Raw genomic sequence first — 24764 nt, 5'->3', positions numbered from 1 at the left:
TGTGATAATTTGCTAATTAGCTAATTAAATAATTCTCAAATTAAAATCGTGGAGAATATCGGAGTCGAACCGATGACCTCTTGCGTGCAAGGCAAGCGCTCTAGCCAGCTGAGCTAATCCCCCTCTTTATGTTATCTAGTAGTCTCAGGCAGACTCGAACTGCCGACCTCTACATTATCAGTGTAGCGCTCTAACCAGCTGAGCTATGAGACTCTTTAATACTCTTAAAGAGTGGTCTATATTTATAGTTTATACAGAATAAAAAGCCGAATCAAAATCAATCTTCTAATTAATAGAAGAAAATTCGTCGTTCTCTAAATATGAGATGTTCCAGCCGCACCTTCCGGTACGGCTACCTTGTTACGACTTAGCCCTAGTTACCAGTTTTACCCTAGGCAGCTCCTGTTACGGTCACCGACTTCAGGTACCCCCAGCTTCCATGGCTTGACGGGCGGTGTGTACAAGGCCCGGGAACGTATTCACCGCATCATGGCTGATATGCGATTACTAGCGATTCCAGCTTCATAGAGTCGAGTTGCAGACTCCAATCCGAACTGAGATAAGTTTTCGAGATTCGCATCTTGTTGCCAAGTAGCTGCCCTCTGTACTTACCATTGTAGCACGTGTGTAGCCCAAGACGTAAGGGCCGTGATGACTTGACGTCGTCCCCACCTTCCTCGCGGTTTGCACCGGCAGTCTCATTAGAGTCCCCGTCTTTAAACGCTGGCAACTAATGATAGGGGTTGCGCTCGTTGCAGGACTTAACCTAACACCTCACGGCACGAGCTGACGACAGCCATGCAGCACCTTGCATTCTGTCCGAAGAAAAAACTATTTCTAGTCCTGTCATTATGCATTTAAGCCTTGGTAAGGTTCCTCGCGTATCATCGAATTAAACCACATGCTCCACCGCTTGTGCGGGCCCCCGTCAATTCCTTTGAGTTTCATTCTTGCGAACGTACTCCCCAGGTGGGATACTTATAACTTTCGCTTAGCCACTGAATCCGAAAATCCAACAGCAAGTATCCATCGTTTACGGCGTGGACTACCAGGGTATCTAATCCTGTTCGCTCCCCACGCTTTCGTCCATCAGCGTCAGTTAATGTTTAGTCACCTGCCTTCGCAATTGGTGTTCTGCGTAATATCTAAGCATTTCACCGCTACACTACACATTCCAGCAACTTCAACATTACTCAAGACTAACAGTATCAATGGCAGTTTCATAGTTAAGCTATGAGATTTCACCACTGACTGATTAATCCGCCTACGGACCCTTTAAACCCAATAAATCCGGATAACGCTTGCACCCTCCGTATTACCGCGGCTGCTGGCACGGAGTTAGCCGGTGCTTATTCTTCTGGTACCTTCAGCTATCTACTCGTAGATAGGTTTATCCCCAGATAAAAGTAGTTTACAACCCATAAGGCCGTCTTCCTACACGCGGGATGGCTGGATCAGGCTTCCACCCATTGTCCAATATTCCTCACTGCTGCCTCCCGTAGGAGTCTGGTCCGTGTCTCAGTACCAGTGTGGGGGTTCACCCTCTCAGGCCCCCTAAAGATCGTCGACTTGGTGAGCCGTTACCTCACCAACTATCTAATCTTACGCATGCCTATCCTACTGCGATAAATCTTTCAAAACTCCATAATGCTATGAAATCTATTATAAAGTATTAATCCTCCTTTCGAAGGGCTATCCTTTTCAGTAGGGCAAGTTGCATACGCGTTACTCACCCGTGCGCCGGTCTCTAATTCCCGAAAGAATTATACCCCTCGGCTTGCATGTGTTAGGCCTCCCGCTAGCGTTCATCCTGAGCCAGGATCAAACTCTCCATTGTAAATTATTTTGTTTAGTCTATAAGACTTATGTTTTTACAACTTCGAATTTCCTTAAGCTCCATTATTCAAGGATTGACTTCGTTATTATTCGGCTTATTTTTTCTTCTGTATATATTATAATTTCAAATGAACTTCTCTGTTTATAACTTACAAAACATCGCTGTTTCTGTAAGCGGTTGCAAAGGTAAAACTTATTTCTTAACTACCAAATTTTATTTTAAAAAATTTAAAGTTTTTATTTCAACAAATCAATTTACTTCGCAGCAAAATCACTCTCGTGATTTGCGGTTGCAAAGGTAAAACTTATTTCTAATTCAACAAAATTTATTTTTTAAAATTTTTGTCGCTTGTTTTACTTTATGTCAACTACAATACTACTCGTCTTTCGTATTGGGATTGCAAATATACAACCCATTTTTCCGAACTTCCAAACGCATTTTACATTTATTTTACTTTCTATCCCTAACTGACTGTTATGACGGGAAATATTTTTTGAGATTTTTAGATTTGAGAAACTAGATAGTAGATTTCTGACCCAAAAACATCGTTTTTACTACAGAAAATGAGTAGATATACACTGCCCCCAAAAAGTTAGACACTTTTGGGGGCATTTTTTATGGCAAGAAAAGTAAAATATGATGTAACATACAAGTTGCGATGTGTCAAAGAAGTTTTAAAAAAACATCATTCAGTTCATTCTATATCACATCAAGAAGGTATTTCAGGAAGTTTATTGCGTAAGTGGATTACTGATTATCATAATCAAGGAGCTTTAGGTTTAGAACCTAAGAAAAACCAAACGTATAGCGTTGAATTTAAGTTGAAAGTTATTAAGTCTATAACCAAACAGTTTCTTAGTTTTCGTGAAGCACGCTTGAAATTTAATATTCCAAGTGAATCGGTTATTATAAAATGGCAAAAAGATTTTGCTACCTTTGGAATAGACGGATTAAAACCCAAACCAAAAGGCCGTCCCAAGACTATGAGCACATCTAAAGGTAGACCTAAAAAATCGAAACAACCGTTAACAAGAGAAGAAGAACTATTGTTGGAGATTGAACGTTTACGTTGTGAAAATGCACTCTTAAAAAAGTTCAATGCCTTAATTCAAGCCGAGGAAGAAAAACAAAAGAAACTTGGACACAAGCCATAAATGAATTAAGGCCAGAATTTCATCTAAATTTACTTTTAGATTGTACACATATGGCTAGAAGCAGCTTTTACTATCATATTTCACGTAGTAAAACAGATAAATACGAGGAATTAAAACTTAAGATAAAATCCATTTATCATCAGCATAAAGGGCGATATGGCTATCGACGAATTACCGATGAATTAAGAAAATCAGGAACTATCATCAATCATAAAACTGTTCTTAAACTGATGAATAGCTTAGGATTAAAGAGTTTGATTCGAAGAAAAAAATACAAATCTTACAAAGGAGAACAAGGAAAGATTGCACCAAACATCTTGCAAAGAGCATTTAAGGCTGATAAACCCAACCAAAAATGGGTAACAGATGTTACCGAGTTTAAAGTAAAAGATAAAAAACTATATTTATCACCAATAATGGATCTGTACAATCAAGAAATTATCAGCTATGAGTTAAGCGAACGACCTGTTTTTAATCAAGTAACTCAAATGCTTAAAAAGGCATTTAAAATAACGAAAGACACTAAAGATTTGATATTACATTCAGATCAAGGATGGCAATATCAAATGAAACAATATCAGGCTTTATTAAATGAAAAAGGAATCATACAAAGTATGAGTAGAAAAGGAAATTGCTTAGATAATGCTATTATCGAGAATTTCTTCGGAATACTGAAATCGGAACTATTTTATTTACAAAAATTTAATTCTATTGAAGAGCTAAAAAAAGAAATAAAACAATACATTTACTATTACAATAACGATAGAATAAAATCGAACTTAAATAAAATGAGCCCGATACAATATCGAACTCATTTTTATAATTATTAATTTTTAATCTGTCCAAACTTTTGGGTGCAGTCTAATATTATAAGCAGTTTTTTATTCATCGCTTCCAATGTAGCTCAAATCTTTGTTTTTTTTGTCTAACTGAAATCGAAAATGATATGTACCGTTTTCTATTTTGTTATTTGTCCAATATTCCCTTTCAAAATAATTATTTGTTTCAAAAATCAACTGTGTCAGAGGTTTTGTATGCTGGAAGCGGAAGCTCGGTATAATCTGTAAAATGTTCTTTATAATTTTTAGATGTCTTTATTGTTTGACAAATACGGTTAAAATCATTGTCGGACAGTTTTAACGTAAATGTTTCATAGTAGTCTCTGAAACCTCTTGCTTCGTTCTTTAAAATTTTGAAATCGTCTTTTAATTCTATATTATGATAGCTGAGAATTTTTGTAGCATCTTTCTTACTAAATGTCCAGTCTGAAATCCAAGGTTGCATTATGAGAAGAAAAAATCCTACAATCAGAATTGTCGATATTACAAGTCCTATTTTCTTAAAAGCAGTAAAAATCCAATAAGAAATGAAAATTATTTGGAACATAATAATCACAAGCCAAATAAAATTTACTAGAAAGTCTAAATTTCCGATTAGTGTCAGAGTTATTATTACTGCTAAAGTTCCTCCAGCGATATATCCAGCCAGACATTGTCCTTTTTTAAACGGAATAAAAAAGCATAGAAATGTCAATCCATAAAGTATTAAGGTTGCTGTAATCGTAAAGGCATTCATTTCTTGCATTGTGTCGTCTAAAAATTGCTGGTAACATCAGTCTGTGAAAAAAGTACACAACTCCCTTTCAAATATAGTTAGTATTTCTGAAATTCATAAGGTATTCATAATTCACGGTTTTATACCTATAATCAATGGTTTAGACAGACAAAAACGCTAAATTAACTATAAAAAAAGCAGTAATCGTAAAATTACTGCTCGTATATCTTAAAAGTACACAGTGATTATTAGTTCATCTACCTCATGCATTCTATTTGTTTTTGTATTCGGTGACCCTAAGGGTTTCGTGCCCTCCGGGCAAGACGACTCGAGGGCTTTTCCCGAACAGAGCGAAGCTAAAGCTTAGTTATTATAGCCAGTGTTTCTGTCGTTTCTCATTTGATTAATAGTGTTTTTCAATTCCTAAAATGTCGATTAATACAAAAAACAGGTCGTTGAAAATTATTCCTAAAATTCCTGTCAGTCCAATACTAATTAATACCAAATTCGCAAAGTATTTCAATTTTTGATTGTTATTTGTCTTGTTAAATAAGTAAAAACCAAAAGGTACAAAAACCATAAAAATTGGAATTCTAAATGCCGGACTTAATCCCCAGGCTTTACCTTCTAATAAGTATGATAAGCAAATAAGTCCAAATATTGAGACTGAAATAACAAGTCCGAAAATGATTTCTTTAAAGTTGATTTCCTTATTTCTCAAGAGTCTAACAGTATGAATTATTGCAAATACTGAAAGTCCTAATGCACCAAGCAAAAAAGGCAGAATAATTATTCCCATTATTTTTCTATTTCGTTAACCAATTTCCTATGTTAAATTTTCGGTTCTATTTAAAAATTACCAAATGCCATTTCTTTAATGTCAAAGACAGCTCTGACGATTTTTTTTCGTGGTCGTCATTTTAACATTGGTTATAACGGCAGTCTGTGAAAAAAGCACACAAACTCCTTTCAAATATAGTTAATATTTCATAAATTTATAAGGTATTAATAACGTAATGTTTTAGCCTATCATCAATAGTTTAGACAGACAAAAATGCTAAATTAACTATAAAAAAAGCAGTAATCGTAAAATTACTGCTTGTATATCTTAAAACTAAACTTCGATAACTCCATAAGAATTAAAAGCTAACTCCGGTGAACCTGTCCTGAGTTTATGGAAGGGTTCAACAGGCTTTACTTCACATTTTAATGATTTGTTTTGGTGTTCAGTGATTATTAGTTCATCTACCTCATGCATTCTATTTGTTTTTGTATTCGGTGAACCTAAAGGTTTCGTGTCTTCCAGACAAGACGACCCAAGGGCTTTGCCCGAACAGAGCGAAGCTAAAGCTTAGTTATTGCAGCATCACCGCAGAAGTGATGCTGTATTGTATCAGACGTAGTCGAGGCACAATAACTAACAAAATATTGGTTTTTAGATTGAATTAAGAACAGCGATTATATCATCTCCGTATTTTGTAATTTTTTGTCCACCACTAACAAAGCCCTTTACTTTTGAAAGTTCATCTACTGATTGAGGTTTTATTTTAGTTATGGTCATAAGCTCTGTGTTATGAGCAACTACATAACTAGGAACATTTAATTCACTCGCTTTGTCTTGTCGCCATTCTCTCAAAACATCATAAATATTTTTCTCTTCTTCTGTAAGTTCTGTTTCCGAAATTACAGCATTTTTTTCAGAGTTTCTGTCTTGTCTGTTTGTTTTTTGCTCCTCATAAAAAACTAAAATTGACCAAAAGTTAGGCTGTCCATTTATGAGCTCTGTTACTGTTTTCTTGACAACTACATTGTCCAAAAAACTATTTAAAGTGTCTTGGTCTATTTGTAAATTTTCTTTGTTCAGCCGTATGTAAAAGTGCTTTATTTTCATTTTTATACTGTTAAATTGTCAAGTTACGGTTGTCCCAAGCGGTTGCTGCTAACGTCAGTCTGTGAAAAAAGTACACAAACTCCTTTCAAATATAGTTAATATTTCTAAAAATCATAAGGTATTAATAACGTAATGTTTTAGCCTATCATCAATAGTTTAGACAGACAAAAATGCTAAATTAACTATAAAAAAAAAGCAGTAATTGTAAAATTACTGCTCATGTATCTTAAAGCTGCACAGTGATTATTAATTCATCTACCTTATGCATTCTATTTGTTTTTGTATTCGGTAAACCTAAAGATTTCGTGCACTCCGGACAAGACGACCCGAGGGCTCTGCCCGAACAGAGCGAAGCTAAAGTTTAGTTATTAGCTGTAGTCTCTTATATTTTATTCACCACTTGTAGTTGATTGGCTTTGATTCGATTTTATAAACAGCATTATAGTAAATGAGCTTCGAAACAATAACAGGTTTCTGATATTTGAAAAAATAGATTTCTGCTTCCATATCTTTAAAATCGTTTTTTAGTACAAACTCTTTTAAATCTGAAAGGCTTTTAATGATAAGCTGTATAATAGCTTCTATCCGTTGTATAGAACAATCGCCTTTAATCTCTAATTCATTGATTGCAATTTCCAACTCAGACATTATTTTGTTGTAGAATTTATCCATTGAGTTGTCTTAAAATAATCATACATTAATAAATATAAGTTTGCATAAACGTGCCAATTAGGAGCTATTTAGTTTATTTGAATACACTACTTGGGGATTATTATTAGGGGGATTACCAGCTTCGCTTTCCATCCCCATTTACTATATAATCTGCCCTGTCACAAATGAACTATCATTTATAACATCCTTCCTTAAATATTTATTTTCACAGAAACAGACATTATGGACTAATACAAAAAGTAACTTATTTTACCTATTACTCTTACTAATCTTCACGCTCAATTTCTTCATAATATTCTTTTTTCAACACCTCTATTTTTTCATTAAGCTCTTTTCTGATTTTAGAAGGTAGAGCTTTTAGTTTCTTTAGTTGAAAACCTAAAACAATTCCCGTAATACCAGAAAAAATGAAGGCTAAAGCTGTCATTACCACTAATGATATTCCTGTGAAAATTGGGTTGAATAATAGAATAATGGAAAACACAAGTCCCAAAATACTTGCTATGGCAAGATTCCCCCATTTTAAAGAGCCATAATTTTTAAGCTCAAAAGAGAACCCCAATCCTTGTATCGAACGAAACATAAGTGTAAAGCCAACAACAAGTGGTAATGTAAATGCTGATATTTCAGGTCTGGATAATAGCATCAGACCGATAACCGAATTAAAAATACCTCCCGTCAAATACCAACCCCATCCCTCTATTATTTTTCTGTTCTGTACAGAAAAGAAAGTTTCAGCAATACCTGAGAACAAAAATGAAAGGCTGAATAGCATCGTTAATGTGGCATAGGTTTCGAGCGGTGTTGTGAAAATGTAAATTCCAAATACGATTAGAAGTCCCCCAATAATTGCAGGTACGTACCAATGTTTTACTGTTTTTTTGATTGTTTTTAAAAATGTAGCCCTAATACTTAGTTTTTACTGTTATTAAATTATATATTCTTTTGTTTTTTTAACTCGTAATTTCTATTTCTGAAGGTTTTTCAAATGATTGTCTATACCATTTATGTTTTTGTAATCTGCGAATCGTTGGATTTATAAGCAAAAGGAAAAATAGCGATGTAAATGTATTACTCACCGTAAATGCCATAGCTACTTGTAATGCAGGTATATCGCTGAATGAGAGTGCTATATTTTTCAGAACACCGAAAAATGGTAACATAATAATAACCCCAACAATATTAAAAACCGATGCCGACCATGCTACCAATTTTGATAAAGATGAAAATTTTAAACTAACAAGCAGTGCAGTGGAAGTAGTACCTATATTAGCTCCGATTACTATAGGAATAGCAACTTCAATATCAATAGTACCTTGCGAAAGTAAGACAATGACTAATCCGACAACTACAGAACTGGATTGAATTATTATTGTAATGATGATGCCGTAGATAATGCCTAATAAAGGATTCGATGCCTTAGATAAAATATCTACCAATAAAGGGTCGTTCTTTATTGGCTCCATAGCTTGACTGATAAATGATAATGAAAAAAATATAAAACCAAAGTAAAATACAGATTTACCTGCAACGGCAATTTTAGTGGGTATCATACTAATTACTGTTCCTAAAACAATAAAAAACGGCCCGAGGAAAGACGAGTTCATAGATACAATCCAAGCTGTTGATGTATTACCGATATTTGTACCAAGCATAATTAGAATACTATCACGGAAAGTAATAACACCTGTATTAACCAATGAAACCGTCAGTGTTGATACCAAGGTACTTGATTGTACAATAGAAGTAAACAGCCCTCCCAATAAAAATCCACCCAATGGTAATTTGGTTATTTTGCCAATCCATTTTGATAGCTTTTCGGTGCCAAGACTTTCTATTTCTTTACTGAAACTCTGCAATCCAAATACAAACAGAGCTATCGATGCTATTATGATTATAAACGTTTGAAAATTCTCTAACATTCTTTTTGCTTATTCTTCCTATTGATAAATGATTTTCTTTTTCGATGACCTCTTTTAAAATACTGTGATCCAAACTCAAATCCGCATACATCTTCTTCAAGCGTGCATTTTCTCGCTCCAATTCTTTGTATTGACGCAACATTTCTTGATCCATGCCACCATACTTGCGCTTCCACAAATAAAAGGTATTTGGACTGATGGATAATTCTCGACATATATCGGATGCCTTTTTTCCAGCTTCATGCTCCTTGAGTACTTGGCTGATTTGTGTTTCTGTAAATCTTGACTTTTTCATCTCTAATAACAGTTTAAATTTATAAATTTTTCTAATCTTTTAAACTGTCGGAGTTTTTGGGGGATTTACATATATAGCAAGACCATTCAGTGCGATGGCAAACCCCATGTGCTTGTTGCACAACTCAAAAATAAAAAAAATTCGGATCTTGTAGTATGCAAGGACGAAAAGAATTTACCCCACAATTATTTTACGAACTAAGCTGAGAGCGGTTAGTTCAACCGATAACTTTTATCGCCGTGTAAATCAAGCATTAGATTTACATTTTTTGTACAAATCCACTCAAAAATATTACGACAGCCAAAGTCAAGAGAGCATTCACAAACCTTTGTACGATAAAATGCACGAAAAACTCACCCAAAACAAAGCATATCACCGCAGGTTAGTAAAACGACGAAGTGCTACGGTAGAACCCGTTTTAGGAACGTTGATTAACTTTTTTAACCTAAAACGAATCAACAGCAGAGGAATGGCACAAGCCAATAAACACGTTTTGATGTCAAGTTTATCTTACAACTTGAAGAAATATCTACGTTTTATTTTCAAAACCCCGAGTGTTTTAGCCCAAGTTGTTTCCCTAAAACAAGGGAAATACAGCTTTTTACAAAATTACTCCTTCACGACTTAAAAAAGTGCGTTTTTAAACCCCTATAATTTTACAATTTAATATATTTCTCTAAAAATAAACCTCGCTTAAAATGGCTTAAACGAGGTCAAATATTTTAAATTTTTATAAAAATTGGAGTTGTGCAACAGTTACCCATGTTATGTGGCGTTTTGTTTGTTATTACCATTCGTCAAACTCGTGAAATTCAAAGTCTTTTTCTTTTATTGATTTTTCATAGTCTGACGCTTCTTTGTATGCTTCTTCTACAATGTTTTTGTTGTCATACCAAATGTCGTCTGCTGGATAACAACAAACACCATTTGTTAACTCTGTCAGTATAGCACTTGTCATAGATGCAAATCGGAGTTCAAATGTGTCGCCTGAATGCCAAACAAAAGTCACTACTTTATTGCAATCTTTAAGTCGATTTTCAATTTCAGGTTTTGCAAATTCAACGTCAGGTTGTTTCTTCCCAAGTAATTTGTCAAAGAACGAAAGCTTTGGTTTTAAATCGTCCTTGGCCTTCTGCAAATCAAAGTCGTCGATATAAATTTCAAAACCACTTTTAAATTCCTTATCTTTTAATTTGTCGAAGTAAGGATTTTTTAAACGGAATTTAAAAGGTATAAAACCTGTATCGTCGTTTTGGTCTAGTTTAAAGTCTGGGTGAACTTCAACGACCATATCAAATTCGTTAAGTCGTTTTACAATTTTCGGAACCAAGTCAGCCGAAAGATTTTTACAATATACATTAAGGTCTAAACTCATTTTCTGTTTGTCGTTTCGGGTGTCTTCTTAAAATGCCACATAACTCTCAAATATACGCAACTTTCTATAAAACCAAATAAAAAGTTAAAATAAACATTACTTGTTGTAAATAAGCTAATTAAATATGATAATTAATTGCGTATTTAGAATTGTTTGTGGATTTTTTTTGTGTGATTTTAAATTCAAATAAAGTTTTATGTTAACAAATAAGAGTATTCTGAAATTATAATTGCCCATAAAAACATATAAAAATCGAGTGAATTTTCTTTTATATTTTTTAGACTATCAAACATATTTTTCCAACCTTGAGTTCCAGTCAATATTGAAATGAAAGTAAAATACCCTACGCTACTTAAAAATAGAACTAATATTTTTAGTCATAATTTTGATTTAAGTTTCGTGAAAATCAGCTATATCCTCAATTCGTACTTGCAGCTTACTCCCTACTTAAAGGCAGGATGAAGGCAAGATGAAGGCAACATAGTGGCAGTAGAGAGGCAGTAGAGTGTATACAATACTTTTTTTTGGACGGTTGAAGGTTGATGGAAATTCGTCTAAGTTCTCTATACAAAAATCACAGATTTTCACGCGAACTGACGAAAGGTACAATTGGTTTTCAAGAGTTTAAATTTTGTTGACGGTTTATAGTTTAAAAAAAGGAAACTCATTGCGCGCGAGGTTTGTATTTTCACTGCATGGAATGATTAGGCGGTGACGATTTGCTGAATCAAGCAAATGGGCAGCGGCTACTTTTGGGTTATGAACTCGGGAAAGGTTTCGCGAAGCGAAATAAATTAGTCAAAAAAAAAAGAAGGAAAACATCACTATTTTCCTTCTATCTATTGTTTAATGGCTATTTTTAATGCGGTCCATTTCCGTTTTTATCTTTTTCTAAATCGGTATTCCAAATTTTTATTTTATCTGATTTGTTAAGACCTGATTTCACTTGTACATTTACTCCATCTGTAATTCCTAATGTAATGTATTTTTTCTCGTACTTCGCATCTTGTCCTTTGCCAGAAGTTAGAATTTCGACATACGGCTTTTGGTTTTCATCATAGCGCACATGAGCAGATTTTACCAACAAAACATTTTTTGCTTCCTGCGTCACTACCTCAGCATTTGCAGAGTAACCTGCACGAATAAAATTATTAGAATCCAATTGTACTGGCGCTTTGATTTCGAACTGCACTACTCCATTATTCGCTACTCCTTGAGGCGAGATAAAATCTAAGATTGCTGTAAACGTTTTATTTGGAATTGCCCCAATCGACACGTTAATTTTCATGCCTTCTTTTAGTTTCCCGACCTCCGCTTCGTCAACTTTTCCTTCGAAAATCATTTTCTTAACATCTGCCATTGTAGCGATCGTCGTTCCTGTAGAGAAATTATTGATTTCTTGAACCATATTCCCTACCTCAACAGGAATGTCGAGAATCATTCCAGAAGTTGTTGCTAAAATACGTGTCGTCGCATACGCTTCCAAACCTGGAGCAATACCTGTTTGTGCGACTTTATAATCATTTTCAGCAGCTTTTAATTGTTGTTGAGCCGACTTATAAATTGCATTTGCGTTGTCGTAATCGGCACGAGGTAAAACGCCTTGATTATATAAAGTAGATGTTCGATTGAAATTACGACGTTCCTGATCGACTGTAATCTGTGCAGCTTGAATAGCTTGACGCGCCGCATTTAGCGATTGAACATTTGGGACAACTTTTAGTTCGCAAATTAATTGTCCTTTTTCTACATATTGACCTTCGGATACATTGATTGATTTTATAACCCCCGAAATATTGGGTTTAATTTCTATCGTTTCTAACGGTTTCACTTCGCCTGTTGCAACAGCTTTTACTTCGATATTTCCCATAAAAGGCGTTGTTGTTTCATAAACTTCGTTGTCTTGGCTATTCTTTTTACCGAAATACGCAATCACACCGATTACAGCGCCGATAAAAATGACAATCATCAAAATCTTTAGAATTTTTTTCATTCTTTTCTATTTGTTAAGTTTTAGTTATTCGTCTCTTAAAGCATCAATTGGCTTGATTTGTATTGCGCGTTGTGCAGGAATTAATCCCGCCAAAGTTGCCATAACAACCATAACAGCTAAAGCTGTAAATAAGGTAATCAAATCGATTGAGGCATTATATAAAGGTATGTTTTTATTGGATGGAATGATCACTTCGTTAAGAACCATTAATAATAATGCAGCAAAAATAATTCCGCCTAATCCTGCAATTAAAGTCAACACAACAGACTCTAATAAAATTTGACCTCGAATTTGAGCTGGAATTGCACCTAAAGCTCTTCGAATTCCGAATTCTTTTGTACGCTCTGAAACCGTAATCAATAGAATACTTGCAATTGCAATAACACCGGAAAAAAGAGTCATTCCGCCTACAACGATTGCTAAAAATTGCATTCCTTTTACAAACTTCATAATTTTACCCAGCATTTCACCTAAATTAAAACCACCTATTCCTTGATCATCTTCGGGTGCAATGTTTTTGATTTGTTTGAGAAACGTTTTCAATTCTTTTTCAAAAGCTACAATATTATAATTATTGGGTAAACTCAAGCTCAAATATTGAATTGTTTCTCCTTGATTGTATATTTTTTGGAATGTTGTAAATGGAATAAATACCTGATCTTTGCTTTCTACGGGTGAAGAAGGCGTGTCGTAAACCCCTACAATTGTGTAATAACTATCACTTATACGAATTGATTTTCCCAAAGGATGTGCGTTTTTTCCGAAGAATTGTTCGGCAACTTCTATTCCAATAACACAAATTTTAGCTTCAGTTTTGATATCATCTTCGTTGATAAAGCGACCTTGAATGATGTCTTTTCCAAACATTCGGTTTTGATCTGGATAATCTCCATTAACTGTATATTTGTTATACTTTGTACCGTAAGTTAAAAGAGAATTTGGTTTTGAATTTCGCGGTGCCAGCAACGAAATTTGAGGAAATCGGGCCTGAATTTGTCGAACGTCACTCATTTTCAATTCAATTGTGCGTCCTTTCTGAAAACCTTGGTACGGCATTGAAGTAGTACCTCCCCAAACAAATAAAGAATTGGTTGCGGCATTTGCCAAATTGCGATCAAAACCATTTTGTAAACCACGTGTCACTCCTAACAAAAGAACAAACAAGAACATTCCCCAGGCTACACCTATCATCGTCAAAATAGTGCGCAACTTATTTTTGCGAATCGCCGCGTAGACTTCGCTCCAAGCATCTGGATCAAAAACAAATTTTACAAAGTTCATTATTCGTCTCTTAAAGCATCAATTGGTTTTATACGTGCTGCATTCAAAGCTGGAATTAATCCAGAAACTGTTCCTGCAACAAACAAAATAATACAAGCCATTACCAACGAATTGGTTTCAACACCTGGATTATAAATAAAATATTCTTCTAAACTATCGCCAATATTCTCTACTAATAAAGCAGCAAAAGCAATTCCTATGGCTCCAAAAATAAGTGTAATTATAATAGCTTCTTGCAAAATAAGCGACAAAACATTGGCTGGTGTTGCACCTAAAGCCTTGCGAACACCAATTTCTTTGGTACGTTCTTTTACGCTAAACACCATTATGTTTCCGATACTTACAATTCCTGCAATTAAACTTCCTCCTCCAATTATAAAGACAATTATTGTTAAGATTACAAAAAACTGATTGGTATCTTCCATTGTTTCGGCAGCGTTACGCACCCACATACCACCATAATCTGAAGGCGCAACATTGTGTCGAGCTCTCATATTATATTCGATTGCATTTGCTAATTTAGAAATATCAGTCAAGGACATGCCATCTTTTGGCGTTACAATAATAGATGAAACCTTATCTGTCGCATAAATTGTTCTGAATGTTGTGAATGGTGCATACAACGCTCGTTCGGCATTATCGCCACCATCTTTACTTTCGAAAACACCTACAATTTGGTACATGCTCGCTCCTATTTGTAAGTATTTACCAATCGCAATTTGATTGGGATAAAAGTCTTGTGCAACTAATCGTCCTACTACAATAGATTTGGTCTGATTGTCCATATCTTTTTGATTGATAAATCGACCAAGAGTTACTTTTTCATTGATCATTCCCTCATAAGCAGGATAAACTCCAGTAATCGAATAACTACCAGAATTGGCTTCGTTTCGAATCGTATCTACTTTGGCAATTGTACTTACAACTGATTTGATTTCTTCAGGATAAGAATGTTGAATAAAATTGAAGTCTTTGACATCCAACTCAATTTTTCGTCCTTGCTTAAATCCCTTATAAGGTTCTGTTGTTGTTCCTCCGTTAATAGTTATATTTAACGAATTTGCCTGAAAAAATTCTTGTTGAAAACCATTTTGCAAACCATTTCCCAATCCATACAATGTAATAAACACAAAAAGCGCCAAAGCAATTGTCAATCCAGACAATGCTGTACGCAATTTATTACTTGCAATAGACGACCAAATTTCTCGCCAACGGTCTGTATCAAACATATTCTATATTTACGATTTTTGATTTAAAATTTCCGAAATTTGAAACTCGAAAATCATTAAACTCTTATTTGTTCTACATGTTCATCGCTCACGATAATACCATCTTTTAGACGAACAATACGTTTGCACATATTCGCAATATCGTCTTCGTGCGTTACCATCACAATTGTTTTTCCTTCGTCATTAATTTCTTGAATTAGATGCATGACTTCTTGTGAAGTTTTGGTATCCAATGCTCCAGTAGGCTCATCTGCTAATAACAATTTAGGTTTTGCTGCCAAAGCTCGTGCTATTGCCACACGCTGCTTTTGTCCTCCCGAGAGTTCGTTAGGCATATGAGAAGCCCAAGGTTCCAATCCTACTCTTTCGAGGTAACTAAGTGCTATTTTATTTCGGTCTGAACGTTTTACTTTTTGATAATACAGCGGTAAGGCTACGTTCTCCAATACATTTTTGAAACTAATTAAGTTATAGGATTGAAAAATAAAACCTAAGAATTTGTTCCGATAATTAGCCGCTTTTGTCTCGTTTAATTTTTCAATTCTAACACCATCCAGTTCATAAACACCTGTATCATGTTCATCCAACATTCCAATGATATTCAATAAAGTTGATTTACCCGAACCCGAAGATCCCATAATCGCAACAAACTCGCCTTCCGCTATTTCAAGGTTGATTCCTTTTAATACGTGAAGTTTATTTTTCCCCATTATGTAGGATTTATTTAAATCTCGAATAGATATCATAGATTGTTGTAAAATTTCAATAAAGATAACAGATAAGTCGAAATTATTGGAAAAATGTTACACTCACTTTTGAAGAATTCTGTTGAATAGATTTAATCTTAGCTGTATCGAATTAAATCGTTAAGTAATTTTGAAGTATAACATCAACTAAAAAACTCTCAAAACCTAAGGTTTTGAGAGTTTATATTTTTAAACTGGATCTACATCTACATCAATTCGTACCGAACGAAAAGCTGCAATTGTATGCAATTGATCTATTTTTGATTGAATTAAATCTTTTACTTTTTGAGGCGATTGATTTGGTCGAATTTTAATCATCACATCTGTAATATATAAATTATTGATTCGTCCAATCGACGGCGCTTCTGGTCCAAGCAAACATTTAGTCTCGAAACTTGGTTGAAGTAAAGTAACCAATTGAGCTGCTGTTTTATCTAATCGTTCTTTATTTTTATGTTTAAAACGAAGTTTGATTAAGCGTGCATAAGGAGGATACAAAAACTCTTTGCGTTCGTACAAAATATCCTTCATCGTTGGCGCATAACTATACGTTGTGACATTTTGCAAAATCTGATGTTCGGGCTGAAAAGATTGAATCAATACTTTCCCTTGTTCTTGTCTTCTCCCTGCTCGTCCAGAAACTTGCGTCAACAATTGAAATGCTTTTTCATGTGCTCTAAAATCAGGGAAATTCAACAAAGAATCGGCTCGAATCACACCAACAAAATTTACATTTCCAAAATCAAACCCTTTAGTAATCATTTGTGTACCGATCAAAATATCAATTTCTTTGTTTTCAAAATCTTCAATTAATTTTTCGTAGGCAAACTTTCCTCTCATCGCATCTACATCTATTCTTCTGACCTTCGCTTCTGGAAAAATAGCCTGCACTTGATGTTCTATTTGTTCTGTACCGATACCTTTTGTATTCAATTCATGCGAACCACAACTTGGACAACGTAATGGCTTAGCTTGGGCATAACCACAATAATGACATTTTAATTGATTTGAGAATTTATGATAAGTTAAACTCACATCACAATTCGAACATTCGGGTGTATGACCACAGGTATTACATTCCATAATCGGTGCATATCCACGACGATTCTGAAACAGAATGACTTGTTTCTTTAGGTTTAATTGCTCAAAAATTTCGTCTCGAAGTGTGTGCGAAATATCTTCTGTTATTTCCTTTTCTTTTTGTGCTTTTTTTAGATCAATCAACTTAATTTCTGGCAATTGTATATTTCCAAAACGCTCTTTTAACTCAACATAACCATATTTATTTTGTTTTGCATTAAAATAACTTTCAGCAGAAGGCGTAGCAGAACCTAATAAGATTTTCGCATTCATCATTCCTCCTAACAACATCGCCATATCGCGTGCATGAAAAAAAGGTTTAACATCCATTTGTTTGTAAGACGATTCGTGTTCTTCGTCAACGATAATCATTCCCAAATGATCAAAAGGTAAATACAGCGCCGTTCGCGGACCGATAATAATGTCAAAATCTCCGTTCAAGGTCTTTTGCCACAATTCGACACGTTCATTTTGATTGAATTTAGAATGATAAACCCCTACCTTTTCACCAAAATGCTTTTTGATACGATGAACAATTTGCGTGGTAACAGAAATTTCAGGCAATAAATACAACACCTTATTTCCTTTTGCAATCACTTGCTCCATCAATTTGAGGTAAATTTCCGTTTTACCGCTTGACGTTACACCATGCAACAAAACAGTGGATTTTTCTCTAAAATATTCTTTAATTTGGTTTAAAGCTTCAGTTTGTTTCAACGTTAATTCCGCAATCGCAGCAACATCTTTTTCTTCTTCTTCTACGCGAGATGTTTGATGCTGATAAATCTCAACAGCTCCTTTCTCTGCCAACGATTTCAACACTGCATTTGTAGCACCTTGTTTTACAAAATCAGCAACTTTGAGCGGTTTTTCTTGCAATTGCGTTTCTAACGTAATTAATTGTAACAAGGTTTCACGTTGTTTTGGTGCTTTATTTAATTGACTTAAAATTTCGATAAAAGCCGTTTCATTTCCTTTTAAATTGGGATGTAATCTGACATAATTATCAATTTTTGGTGTATACTTTTCGTTCAGTTTTTCATCTAACCGAATAATTCCTTTATCAATTAATAATTTAAGTGTAGGAATAGCAGATTTCTCATCTACAATCAAAGCAGCTTCTTCAACCGAAATAATTTCTCGAAGTTTCAATGCTTCGAAAACCAAGAATTCGTAATCATTTAATTCTTCAATCGTTTCGTAATTGGGATTAATCAATCGAACAAATGTTTGGGATTCTAATTTTAACGCTGAAGGAAAGGCATTCCGAAAAACATCTCCCAATGAGCACATATAATAATTCGACATCCATTCCCAAAACTTTATCTGTGTTTGCGTAACCAAAGGTTCGTCATCCAAAAAAGCATGAATTGATTTTGTTTTGTATAATTCTGGCGCATTTTGATGAACAGAATGTACAACACCTGTATACAGCTTTTGGGTTCCAAAAGGTACAGAAACACGCTGACCAATCTTAATTTGCTGTACATCTGATTCGGAAAGATGGTAAGTAAAAGTCCCATTCAACGATAGTGGTAAAATAATTTCAGCAAAATAAGTTATGTTCATTTTATACGATTAAAAGGGCAAGTTAAGCATTTTTTTTCTCAGAAATTAAGATTATAAAAGCATAAACTTTTACAAACTATTATCATTTCATTTTCAGTTTGTTTGGATAAATAATTATATAAAATGAGCTATAAATTTGAATTGAAAATTTTATCTTTAAGAATAATAAATTCTTTAAAATATGAAATCACTTTTCACTTTAGCAACTCTTTCTACCTTCATACTTTTTTCTTGTAGCACAACTGTTACACACGATCGCTTATTTACAGGAGAAATTGTTAGAGATTGTACAGGAACTTACATTCGTATAGATAATAAAGTGGATTATTTGGTTTGCAATGCTGAAATACTTTCAGAAAAAAAAGAAGGTGAAAGTGTAAGTGTTATTTATGATTTTGAAAAAACATGTGATGAGCTCGATAATAAAGCGACATGTATGATGTATCACGAACACAAAGGAAAAATTAGAATTAAGAAAAAATAGATTGAATAAAAAAATCCACTCGTTTGAGTGGATTTTTATTTATAATAAATTTCGATTATTTCGATTTTTTACGACGTTCTAATTCTTTTTCAATCAACATCAATTCTCGTCCAGTTTGTCCAGCAACAGAGGTATTTTCTTGTGCACGACGAACCAAGTATGGCATCACTTCTTTGATTGGTCCGTAAGGTAAATATTTTGCAATATTATAACCTAAATGAGCCAAGTTAAACGAAATATTATCACTCATTCCGAATAATTGTCCAAACCAGAAATTAGGATTATTTTTCTCGATTCCATTTTCGTTCATTAATTTAATCAACAATTCGCAACTTTCTTCGTTGTGCGAACCTGCAAATAAACCAAAACGCTCATGATGCGTTGTTATAAATTCTAAAGCTAAGTTATAATCTCTGTCTGATGCTTCCTTGTTTGGTTGAATTGGAGATGGATAACCTTCTGCTTGCGCACGTGCACGTTCTTTTTCCATATAAGCTCCACGAACAATTTTAAATCCTAAGAAATAACCTTCGCGTTCAGCTTTTGCATACATCTCTTTCAAATAAGCCAAACGGTCGTGACGATACATTTGCAACGTATTCCAAACCAAGGCACGTTTTGTATTGTACTTCATCATCATTTCGTCTGTCAAATCATCTGCAGATCCTTGCATCCAAGTTTCTTCTGCATCAATCATAATGTTAACGTCTAAATCGTAACCTTTTTGACAAACTGCTTCGAAACGTTGACGAATATTTGCCCAAGATTTTTCTTCTTCAGCTGTTAATGTTTGTTTTTTTCCTACTTTTTCAAATAATTCGATTCGTCCAAATGCTGTAGGTTTAAAAACTACAAATGGAATTGAAGGATTTGATTTTGCCAAATCAACTAAGTGTAACATCACGTCACGAACTTCGTCAAATTGTTTTTCTTCTGTTAATCCTTCAATCGAGTAATCTAAAATAGAACTTACATGGTATTTAAATAATTCATTTGCTACAACCACACCTTGCTCTGCTGTTTCGCCTCCTACAAATTGTTTGTAAATTGTTTCGCGAATGGCAGGTTTAACGAATGGTAAATCTACGGCAAATGGTAAATTAAAAAACTTAGTTCCAAAACTTGTTAATGCGGGGCTTCCGATTAATTTGTATAAGTAATAGGCTTTCTTTAAATCTTTGTCAGATTTCGATTCGAAAGCAAACTGTGTATTGTCGAATAATGACATGTGAGTTAATTATTTTTTGTGTTATATAACTTTACAAATTTATAATTAAAACCTGATTAAAATAAAAAAACCTACAAGAAATTCTTGTAGGTTTTTGATATATTTTAATGGTATAAAATAGTTGCCTATTCTTATCCTCTTTTAGCATATTTGCTTCTGAATTTGTCGATACGTCCTGCAGTATCAACCAATTTAGATTTACCTGTGTAAAATGGGTGAGATGTAGAAGAAATCTCCATTTTGATTAATGGGTACTCTACTCCGTCAACAACTAATGTATCTCTAGTATCTGCACAAGATTTTGTGATGAATACTTCTTCGTTAGACATATCTTTGAATGCTACTAAACGGTAATTTGTTGGGTGGATATCTTTTTTCATTTTTTTAATCTTCTTTGTTAACTTTATTGGAGTGCAAAGATAATATTATTTTGAGAATGTTGCAATCAATTTGACTGAAAAAACATCTTAAACAATACGTTAAGCAAATTTAATTTCGAGTGTAATGGGCTTCTTAAAATTAAACCTGCACTTCTTGTACACATTTTTTTCGTGGTGCAAATATAAACATTTTCGTTATTTGTACAAATATTTTTCTCAGATTCTCTCTATAAAAATCTAATTTTTATCTTTGTCTTATAAACAATAAATTACCGCATTTGTTGTTTAACTATTATCAATGAATCATTAATTCTATGAATGTAAAAACATTTGTCGCTGGACTTGGTATCGCTTCTTTGATTGGTTTTCAATCGTGTCGCGATGATTTTGACTATGATCCAATTAGTTCTGAATTGCGCTATAGCAAAGATACTGTTTCCGTAGACACCGTATATAATTTCTCGAAATCAGAGACATATCTCTTAAAAATTTATAACCCGGAAAATGATGATCGCGTGATTCCGAAAATTTATTTGACACGTGGAGATCAATCATTTTTTAATATTAATGTTGACGGAAAAGCAGGAACAAGTTTCGAAAATGTTCCTATCCGTAAAAAAGATAGTTTATTTATTTTCGTTGAAGTTAATGCACAAGAAGCTCCTCAAAATCCATTATACGATGATGAAATTAATTTCGAAACATCTAATTCTTCGAAAAAGATTAAATTATTATCGTGGATAGAAAAAGCTAAAATTCATCCGAAAGATGCTACGATTTCTTCTGCTAATTGGAATGTAAATGAAGCGCAAGTGATTGATGGAAATTTAACTGTTACCAGCGATTTAACAATTGACAAAGGTGCGAAAGTATATTTCAAAAAAGGTGCGAGTTTAACGATTGGTAACAGCGCGAAACTTATGGTAAATGGTGCTTTGAATGAGGAAATAAAATTCCGTTCGGCTCGTCATGACAACAAATATGATTCGATTCCTGATCAATGGAATAAAATAGAATTAGCGCCAAATAGTACGTCAAAAATTAATTATGCTAAAATTATTGGTGCCGATACTGGTTTACATGTGAACAATGCGAAGTTAGAGATTAGTAATGCGAAGATTGTTAATAATCAATCGTACGGAATTTTAGCTACAAATGCCACAATTACTGGTCATAATTTGGTTATGAACAACAGTAATTTAGCAACTTTAGCTATAGAATATGGTGGATCATACGAATTTTATCATTCAACATTTGCTAATTATTTCAATTTTGCAACTGCAGCCGGACCAGCTTATTCACTTTTCTTGAGTAACGAAAACAATGATAAAAATGTTTCGGCTTTAACAAAAGCGACTTTTGGAAACTGTATTTTTTATAATGAACGTACACCAAATGCAATCGTATTAGATAAAAAAGATGGTGCTCCATTTAATTATTTATTCGATACCAATATTATTCATAATTCGGATACCTCAACATTAAATGTAACAACTGCTCCAAATTTCTTGGACAATATTACATTAAACCCAATGTTTGAAAACACTGATTATAATGCCAATAAACTATGGCTAAAAGCCGAATCTCCTGCAAAGAATAAAGGAAAAGTTAGTTTTGCACAACAATTTCCGTTAGATTATAATGGTCAACCACGAGGAACGACTCCTACGATTGGGGCATATCAATAAAATTAAAAAGCTCAATCATAATTTGATTGAGCTTTTTTTATGAACTATAATTCATTTAAATAAATCTAAATTCGATTACTTTTTTCTCTAACTAATACGCCTACAACACCTAAAATAATCACCTCATCACTTTCTTGTATTTGTACACAATTTTTATAGCTCGCGTTAAGAGCAACTAATTTATTATTGACTTTATCAAAACGTTTCAAGGTATAATCATCATGATTGACTGATACAATTATATCATCATTATGCAAGGGAATCAAATCTGTTCGAATCACCAAAACATCATTTTTTTGATAAACAGGATACATCGAATCTCCACCAACCACAATCAAAAAAGTAGATTCGGGATGCGTTAAATAACGTTCGTCCAAACTTATTTTATCGTTTACAAAATCTTCCGCTGGCGAAGGAAAACCTGCATTTACTTGACCAAAATTTGGTATATAATATTTTTTACCTTCCGTATTGATTTCAAAAACTGTTAGTTCTTGGTCGATCATTTTTATAATATGTTTCATCTTTATTCGTTTAATAAACAACTAATAAATCCTTCCATTTTGTGGTATAACAAGGAGACAATTTATTTTGACGCATTTTCCATGTTTTATTCAAATCCTGCGAAGCTAACTTTATTTTTGAGGCACCAAACTTCTTGTTCATCGTATCAATTGCTTTCATCAAATTAGGATGATGTTGATTTTCTTCTTCAAAAAGTGACAATTGTTTTTGATCCGAAGAAACAATTCCCGAAACCACTACTCCAGCCTTTTTGTACTCGTATCCTTCTTTATAAATTTGTTCAAAAACCTTTATTGCAAACTTAGACAAGGTAATACTCGAATTGGATTCATAAGGCAATTGACACGAAATAGAACGATAATATTGTGGTTTATTTTTATCAAAATTATTGGTCTGAATGAATACTGTAATCAAATTACAAGATGATTTCTGTTTACGAAGTTTTTCTGCACACGAAACAGCAAAAGTCGAAACACGCTCTTTCACATATTCAAAATCGCTGGTATATTCTTCGAAGCTACGTGTTGTTGCAATACTTTTTTTGGCTGAAACGGTTTCTAAATCTAAAACAGCTTCTCCTAATAAATCTTTTTTCAGACGTAAACCAACAATCGAAAATTCTTTTCGAAGAAAATCATCTTTTAATTGTACAAAATCGAGTGCTTTTTTAACACCTATCCACCTCAATCGTCGAGACATTCGTCGACCAATTCCCCATACATCTTCTATATCTAACCATTTCAGTGCTTTGTAAATTTGTTCTTGCGTTTTGATTACATACACACCTTGGTGAATTTCTGGAAATTTTTTCGCAATATGATTGGCTAATTTTGCCAATGATTTTGTTGGTGCAATTCCAACACAAACGGGTAATTTGGTAAACTGATATATTTTAGATTTGATTTCTAATCCGTAATTTTTCAAATCAAAACGATTAAATCCTTCTAATTTTAGAAAACATTCATCGATCGAATAAATCTCATAATCAGGTGAATACGTCGATAAAATTGACATCACTCGATTGCTCATATCCGCATATAATTGATAATTAGACGAAAAAACCTCTATCTTTTTTTGTTCAAAAATTCGTTTAAATTGATGTGCAGGTGCTCCCATTGGAATCCCCTCTAACTTCGCTTCTGCAGAACGCGAAATGACACAACCATCATTATTAGACAAAACAACTATAGGCTGATGAAGAAGTTTCGGTTGAAATACACGATGACAACTGGCATAAAAATTATTACAATCAATTAAAGCGAACATGCTGCAAAGTTGAGAAGATTAAACGCCACATCGTGTCATCGAAAATGTTAATTTAATAAAAAATAAAGCCACTCCAATTGAAGTGACTTTTCAGTTATTTCATTTTATATTTTTTGCGCAATTCTTTTATCACAACCTCTGGTTCGTAAACGGTTTGATATTTTAATGGTTTATTGTTTTTGAAATATTGTACTTTCAACCATGTATCGTTAGTATCTAACTTCGTGTAACTGTTACTTTTTTCTAAAACTTTTTCGTTTACGGTGCTCAATACAGCAAAATAATCAAAGTTATTTCGTTGTCCTATTTCCGCTGCTCTTAACAAAGCATAATCAAATGTTCTTCCTTTTTTATTGTACTCATTTCCATCAAATGTTACAATATACGTATCATTATTCACCTTTTCTTCGGTGTAACCTCCTGTTCCATTATATTTTTGGTATGCAACAGCTTTGCTGTTATTACAGCTTGCCAAAGTCAATACAAAAACTCCAGCACATAAAATTTGAGTTATTCTTTTCATATTAAATTAAATTAAATTGGTAAAAAGAGCTTTAACAAAAGTTGTTCCTTTTACAACTCATTTTAAGAAATC

Annotated in this window: 21 protein-coding genes, 2 tRNA genes, 1 rRNA gene and 1 pseudogene; 4 read left to right on the top strand and 21 right to left on the bottom strand. The window is 33.7% G+C overall.

All coding sequences use genetic code 11. The annotated features are described in order from the left end of the window. Positions 1-49: 49 nt before the first annotated feature. From NZD85_RS14200 to NZD85_RS14190, 3 genes are all read right to left on the bottom strand, one after another. A tRNA-Ala gene (locus NZD85_RS14200) sits at positions 50-123 on the bottom strand. A 16-nt stretch (positions 124-139) separates the two neighbouring features. Beyond that, a tRNA-Ile gene (locus NZD85_RS14195) sits at positions 140-213 on the bottom strand. A gap of 105 nt (positions 214-318) precedes the next feature. Then, positions 319-1837, bottom strand: a 16S ribosomal RNA gene (locus NZD85_RS14190). Positions 1838-2454: 617 nt separating this feature from the next. Between NZD85_RS14190 and NZD85_RS14825 the strand changes: the two genes are divergently transcribed. Beyond that, positions 2455-3821 (top strand): IS3 family transposase gene (locus NZD85_RS14825; protein WP_396127070.1). Its coding sequence is split into 2 segments (ribosomal slippage): positions 2455-2917 and positions 2917-3821, totalling 1368 coding nucleotides; the frame shifts between segments, so codons are not numbered across the junction. Between the two features lie 175 nt (positions 3822-3996). Here the strand turns inward: NZD85_RS14825 and NZD85_RS14175 are convergent. The 7 genes from NZD85_RS14175 to NZD85_RS14145 all read right to left on the bottom strand — a co-directional run bounded on the left by NZD85_RS14175 (position 3997) and on the right by NZD85_RS14145 (position 9325). Continuing rightward, the gene (locus NZD85_RS14175; RefSeq protein ID WP_260542511.1) at positions 3997-4575 is read right to left on the bottom strand and encodes a hypothetical protein; all 579 of its coding nucleotides are present in this window, start codon (positions 4573-4575) and stop codon (positions 3997-3999) included. 373 nt (positions 4576-4948) lie between these two features. Continuing rightward, a complete protein-coding gene (locus NZD85_RS14170) occupies positions 4949-5344 on the bottom strand; it encodes a hypothetical protein (RefSeq protein ID WP_260542509.1) in 396 nt (131 codons plus the stop codon). A gap of 636 nt (positions 5345-5980) precedes the next feature. After that, complete coding sequence (locus NZD85_RS14165) at positions 5981-6436, bottom strand: HRDC domain-containing protein (RefSeq protein WP_225542449.1); 456 nt, start codon at positions 6434-6436, stop codon at positions 5981-5983. A gap of 393 nt (positions 6437-6829) precedes the next feature. Next, on the bottom strand, positions 6830-7108 hold the full coding sequence (locus tag NZD85_RS14160; RefSeq protein ID WP_260542507.1) for an RteC domain-containing protein: 279 nt from the start codon (positions 7106-7108) through the stop codon (positions 6830-6832). 265 nt (positions 7109-7373) lie between these two features. Further along, positions 7374-7955, bottom strand: coding sequence for an HdeD family acid-resistance protein (locus tag NZD85_RS14155; protein ID WP_317619466.1), 582 nt, complete (start codon positions 7953-7955; stop codon positions 7374-7376). Between the two features lie 106 nt (positions 7956-8061). Further along, positions 8062-9030 carry a Na/Pi cotransporter family protein gene (locus tag NZD85_RS14150; protein ID WP_260542504.1) on the bottom strand — a complete coding sequence of 323 codons (969 nt, stop codon included), beginning with the start codon at positions 9028-9030 and terminating at the stop codon, positions 8062-8064. Beyond that, positions 8951-9325 (bottom strand): transposase, encoded by a 375-nt coding sequence (locus NZD85_RS14145; protein WP_260542502.1) that lies wholly within the window; start codon positions 9323-9325, stop codon positions 8951-8953. Before NZD85_RS14145 ends, NZD85_RS14150 begins: the two co-directional genes overlap by 80 nt. Before the next feature lie 307 nt (positions 9326-9632). On the opposite strand from NZD85_RS14145, the pseudogene NZD85_RS14140 reads away from it, so the two are divergent. Next, positions 9633-9953 (top strand): annotated as a pseudogene (locus tag NZD85_RS14140) (transposase); the annotation flags it as partial. Positions 9954-10112: 159 nt separating this feature from the next. On the opposite strand, the gene NZD85_RS14135 reads toward NZD85_RS14140, so the two are convergent. The 6 genes from NZD85_RS14135 to priA form a co-directional block, all read right to left on the bottom strand. After that, positions 10113-10700 carry a hypothetical protein gene (locus NZD85_RS14135; protein ID WP_260542498.1) on the bottom strand — a complete coding sequence of 196 codons (588 nt, stop codon included), beginning with the start codon at positions 10698-10700 and terminating at the stop codon, positions 10113-10115. A gap of 859 nt (positions 10701-11559) precedes the next feature. Further along, positions 11560-12693 (bottom strand): efflux RND transporter periplasmic adaptor subunit, encoded by a 1134-nt coding sequence (locus NZD85_RS14130; RefSeq protein WP_260542496.1) that lies wholly within the window; start codon positions 12691-12693, stop codon positions 11560-11562. 24 nt (positions 12694-12717) lie between these two features. Continuing rightward, positions 12718-13974, bottom strand: coding sequence for an ABC transporter permease (locus NZD85_RS14125; protein ID WP_260542494.1), 1257 nt, complete (start codon positions 13972-13974; stop codon positions 12718-12720). Then, the gene (locus NZD85_RS14120; RefSeq protein ID WP_260542492.1) at positions 13974-15203 is read right to left on the bottom strand and encodes an ABC transporter permease; all 1230 of its coding nucleotides are present in this window, start codon (positions 15201-15203) and stop codon (positions 13974-13976) included. Before NZD85_RS14120 ends, NZD85_RS14125 begins: the two co-directional genes overlap by 1 nt. 56 nt (positions 15204-15259) lie before the next feature. After that, positions 15260-15949, bottom strand: coding sequence for an ABC transporter ATP-binding protein (locus tag NZD85_RS14115; RefSeq protein ID WP_171623678.1), 690 nt, complete (start codon positions 15947-15949; stop codon positions 15260-15262). A 189-nt stretch (positions 15950-16138) separates the two neighbouring features. Beyond that, the gene (gene priA, locus NZD85_RS14110) at positions 16139-18598 is read right to left on the bottom strand and encodes a replication restart helicase PriA (protein ID WP_260542491.1); all 2460 of its coding nucleotides are present in this window, start codon (positions 18596-18598) and stop codon (positions 16139-16141) included. A 181-nt stretch (positions 18599-18779) separates the two neighbouring features. On the opposite strand from priA, the gene NZD85_RS14105 reads away from it, so the two are divergent. Then, the gene (locus NZD85_RS14105) at positions 18780-19082 is read left to right on the top strand and encodes a hypothetical protein (protein WP_171623680.1); all 303 of its coding nucleotides are present in this window, start codon (positions 18780-18782) and stop codon (positions 19080-19082) included. Between the two features lie 55 nt (positions 19083-19137). Here NZD85_RS14105 and NZD85_RS14100 read toward each other — a convergent pair whose 3' ends face one another. Next, entirely contained in the window at positions 19138-20310 is a 1173-nt protein-coding gene (locus NZD85_RS14100; protein ID WP_171623681.1) for a proline dehydrogenase family protein, read from the bottom strand. A gap of 131 nt (positions 20311-20441) precedes the next feature. Further along, positions 20442-20690 carry a type B 50S ribosomal protein L31 gene (locus NZD85_RS14095; protein ID WP_171623682.1) on the bottom strand — a complete coding sequence of 83 codons (249 nt, stop codon included), beginning with the start codon at positions 20688-20690 and terminating at the stop codon, positions 20442-20444. A gap of 314 nt (positions 20691-21004) precedes the next feature. Here NZD85_RS14095 and NZD85_RS14090 point away from each other — a divergent pair, with 314 nt between their 5' ends. Beyond that, positions 21005-22378, top strand: coding sequence for a hypothetical protein (locus tag NZD85_RS14090; protein ID WP_260542488.1), 1374 nt, complete (start codon positions 21005-21007; stop codon positions 22376-22378). A gap of 65 nt (positions 22379-22443) precedes the next feature. Here the strand turns inward: NZD85_RS14090 and NZD85_RS14085 are convergent, their stop codons facing one another. The 3 genes from NZD85_RS14085 to NZD85_RS14075 all read right to left on the bottom strand — a co-directional run bounded on the left by NZD85_RS14085 (position 22444) and on the right by NZD85_RS14075 (position 24692). After that, positions 22444-22902 carry a LexA family protein gene (locus NZD85_RS14085; RefSeq protein WP_260542486.1) on the bottom strand — a complete coding sequence of 153 codons (459 nt, stop codon included), beginning with the start codon at positions 22900-22902 and terminating at the stop codon, positions 22444-22446. 10 nt (positions 22903-22912) lie between these two features. After that, positions 22913-24169: a Y-family DNA polymerase gene (locus tag NZD85_RS14080; protein WP_260542483.1), complete on the bottom strand. Its 1257-nt coding sequence runs from the start codon at positions 24167-24169 to the stop codon at positions 22913-22915. 94 nt (positions 24170-24263) lie between these two features. Further along, positions 24264-24692, bottom strand: a complete 429-nt coding sequence (locus tag NZD85_RS14075; RefSeq protein ID WP_188319027.1) for a CC0125/CC1285 family lipoprotein — start codon at positions 24690-24692, stop codon at positions 24264-24266. Positions 24693-24764 lie beyond the last annotated feature (72 nt).

The sequence above is a fragment of the Empedobacter stercoris genome (assembly GCF_025244765.1).
Classification (GTDB): Bacteria; Bacteroidota; Bacteroidia; order Flavobacteriales; family Weeksellaceae; genus Empedobacter; species Empedobacter stercoris.
Note: the sequence above shows the minus strand (reverse complement) of the source record. Positions and strands in the feature narration are given on the sequence as shown.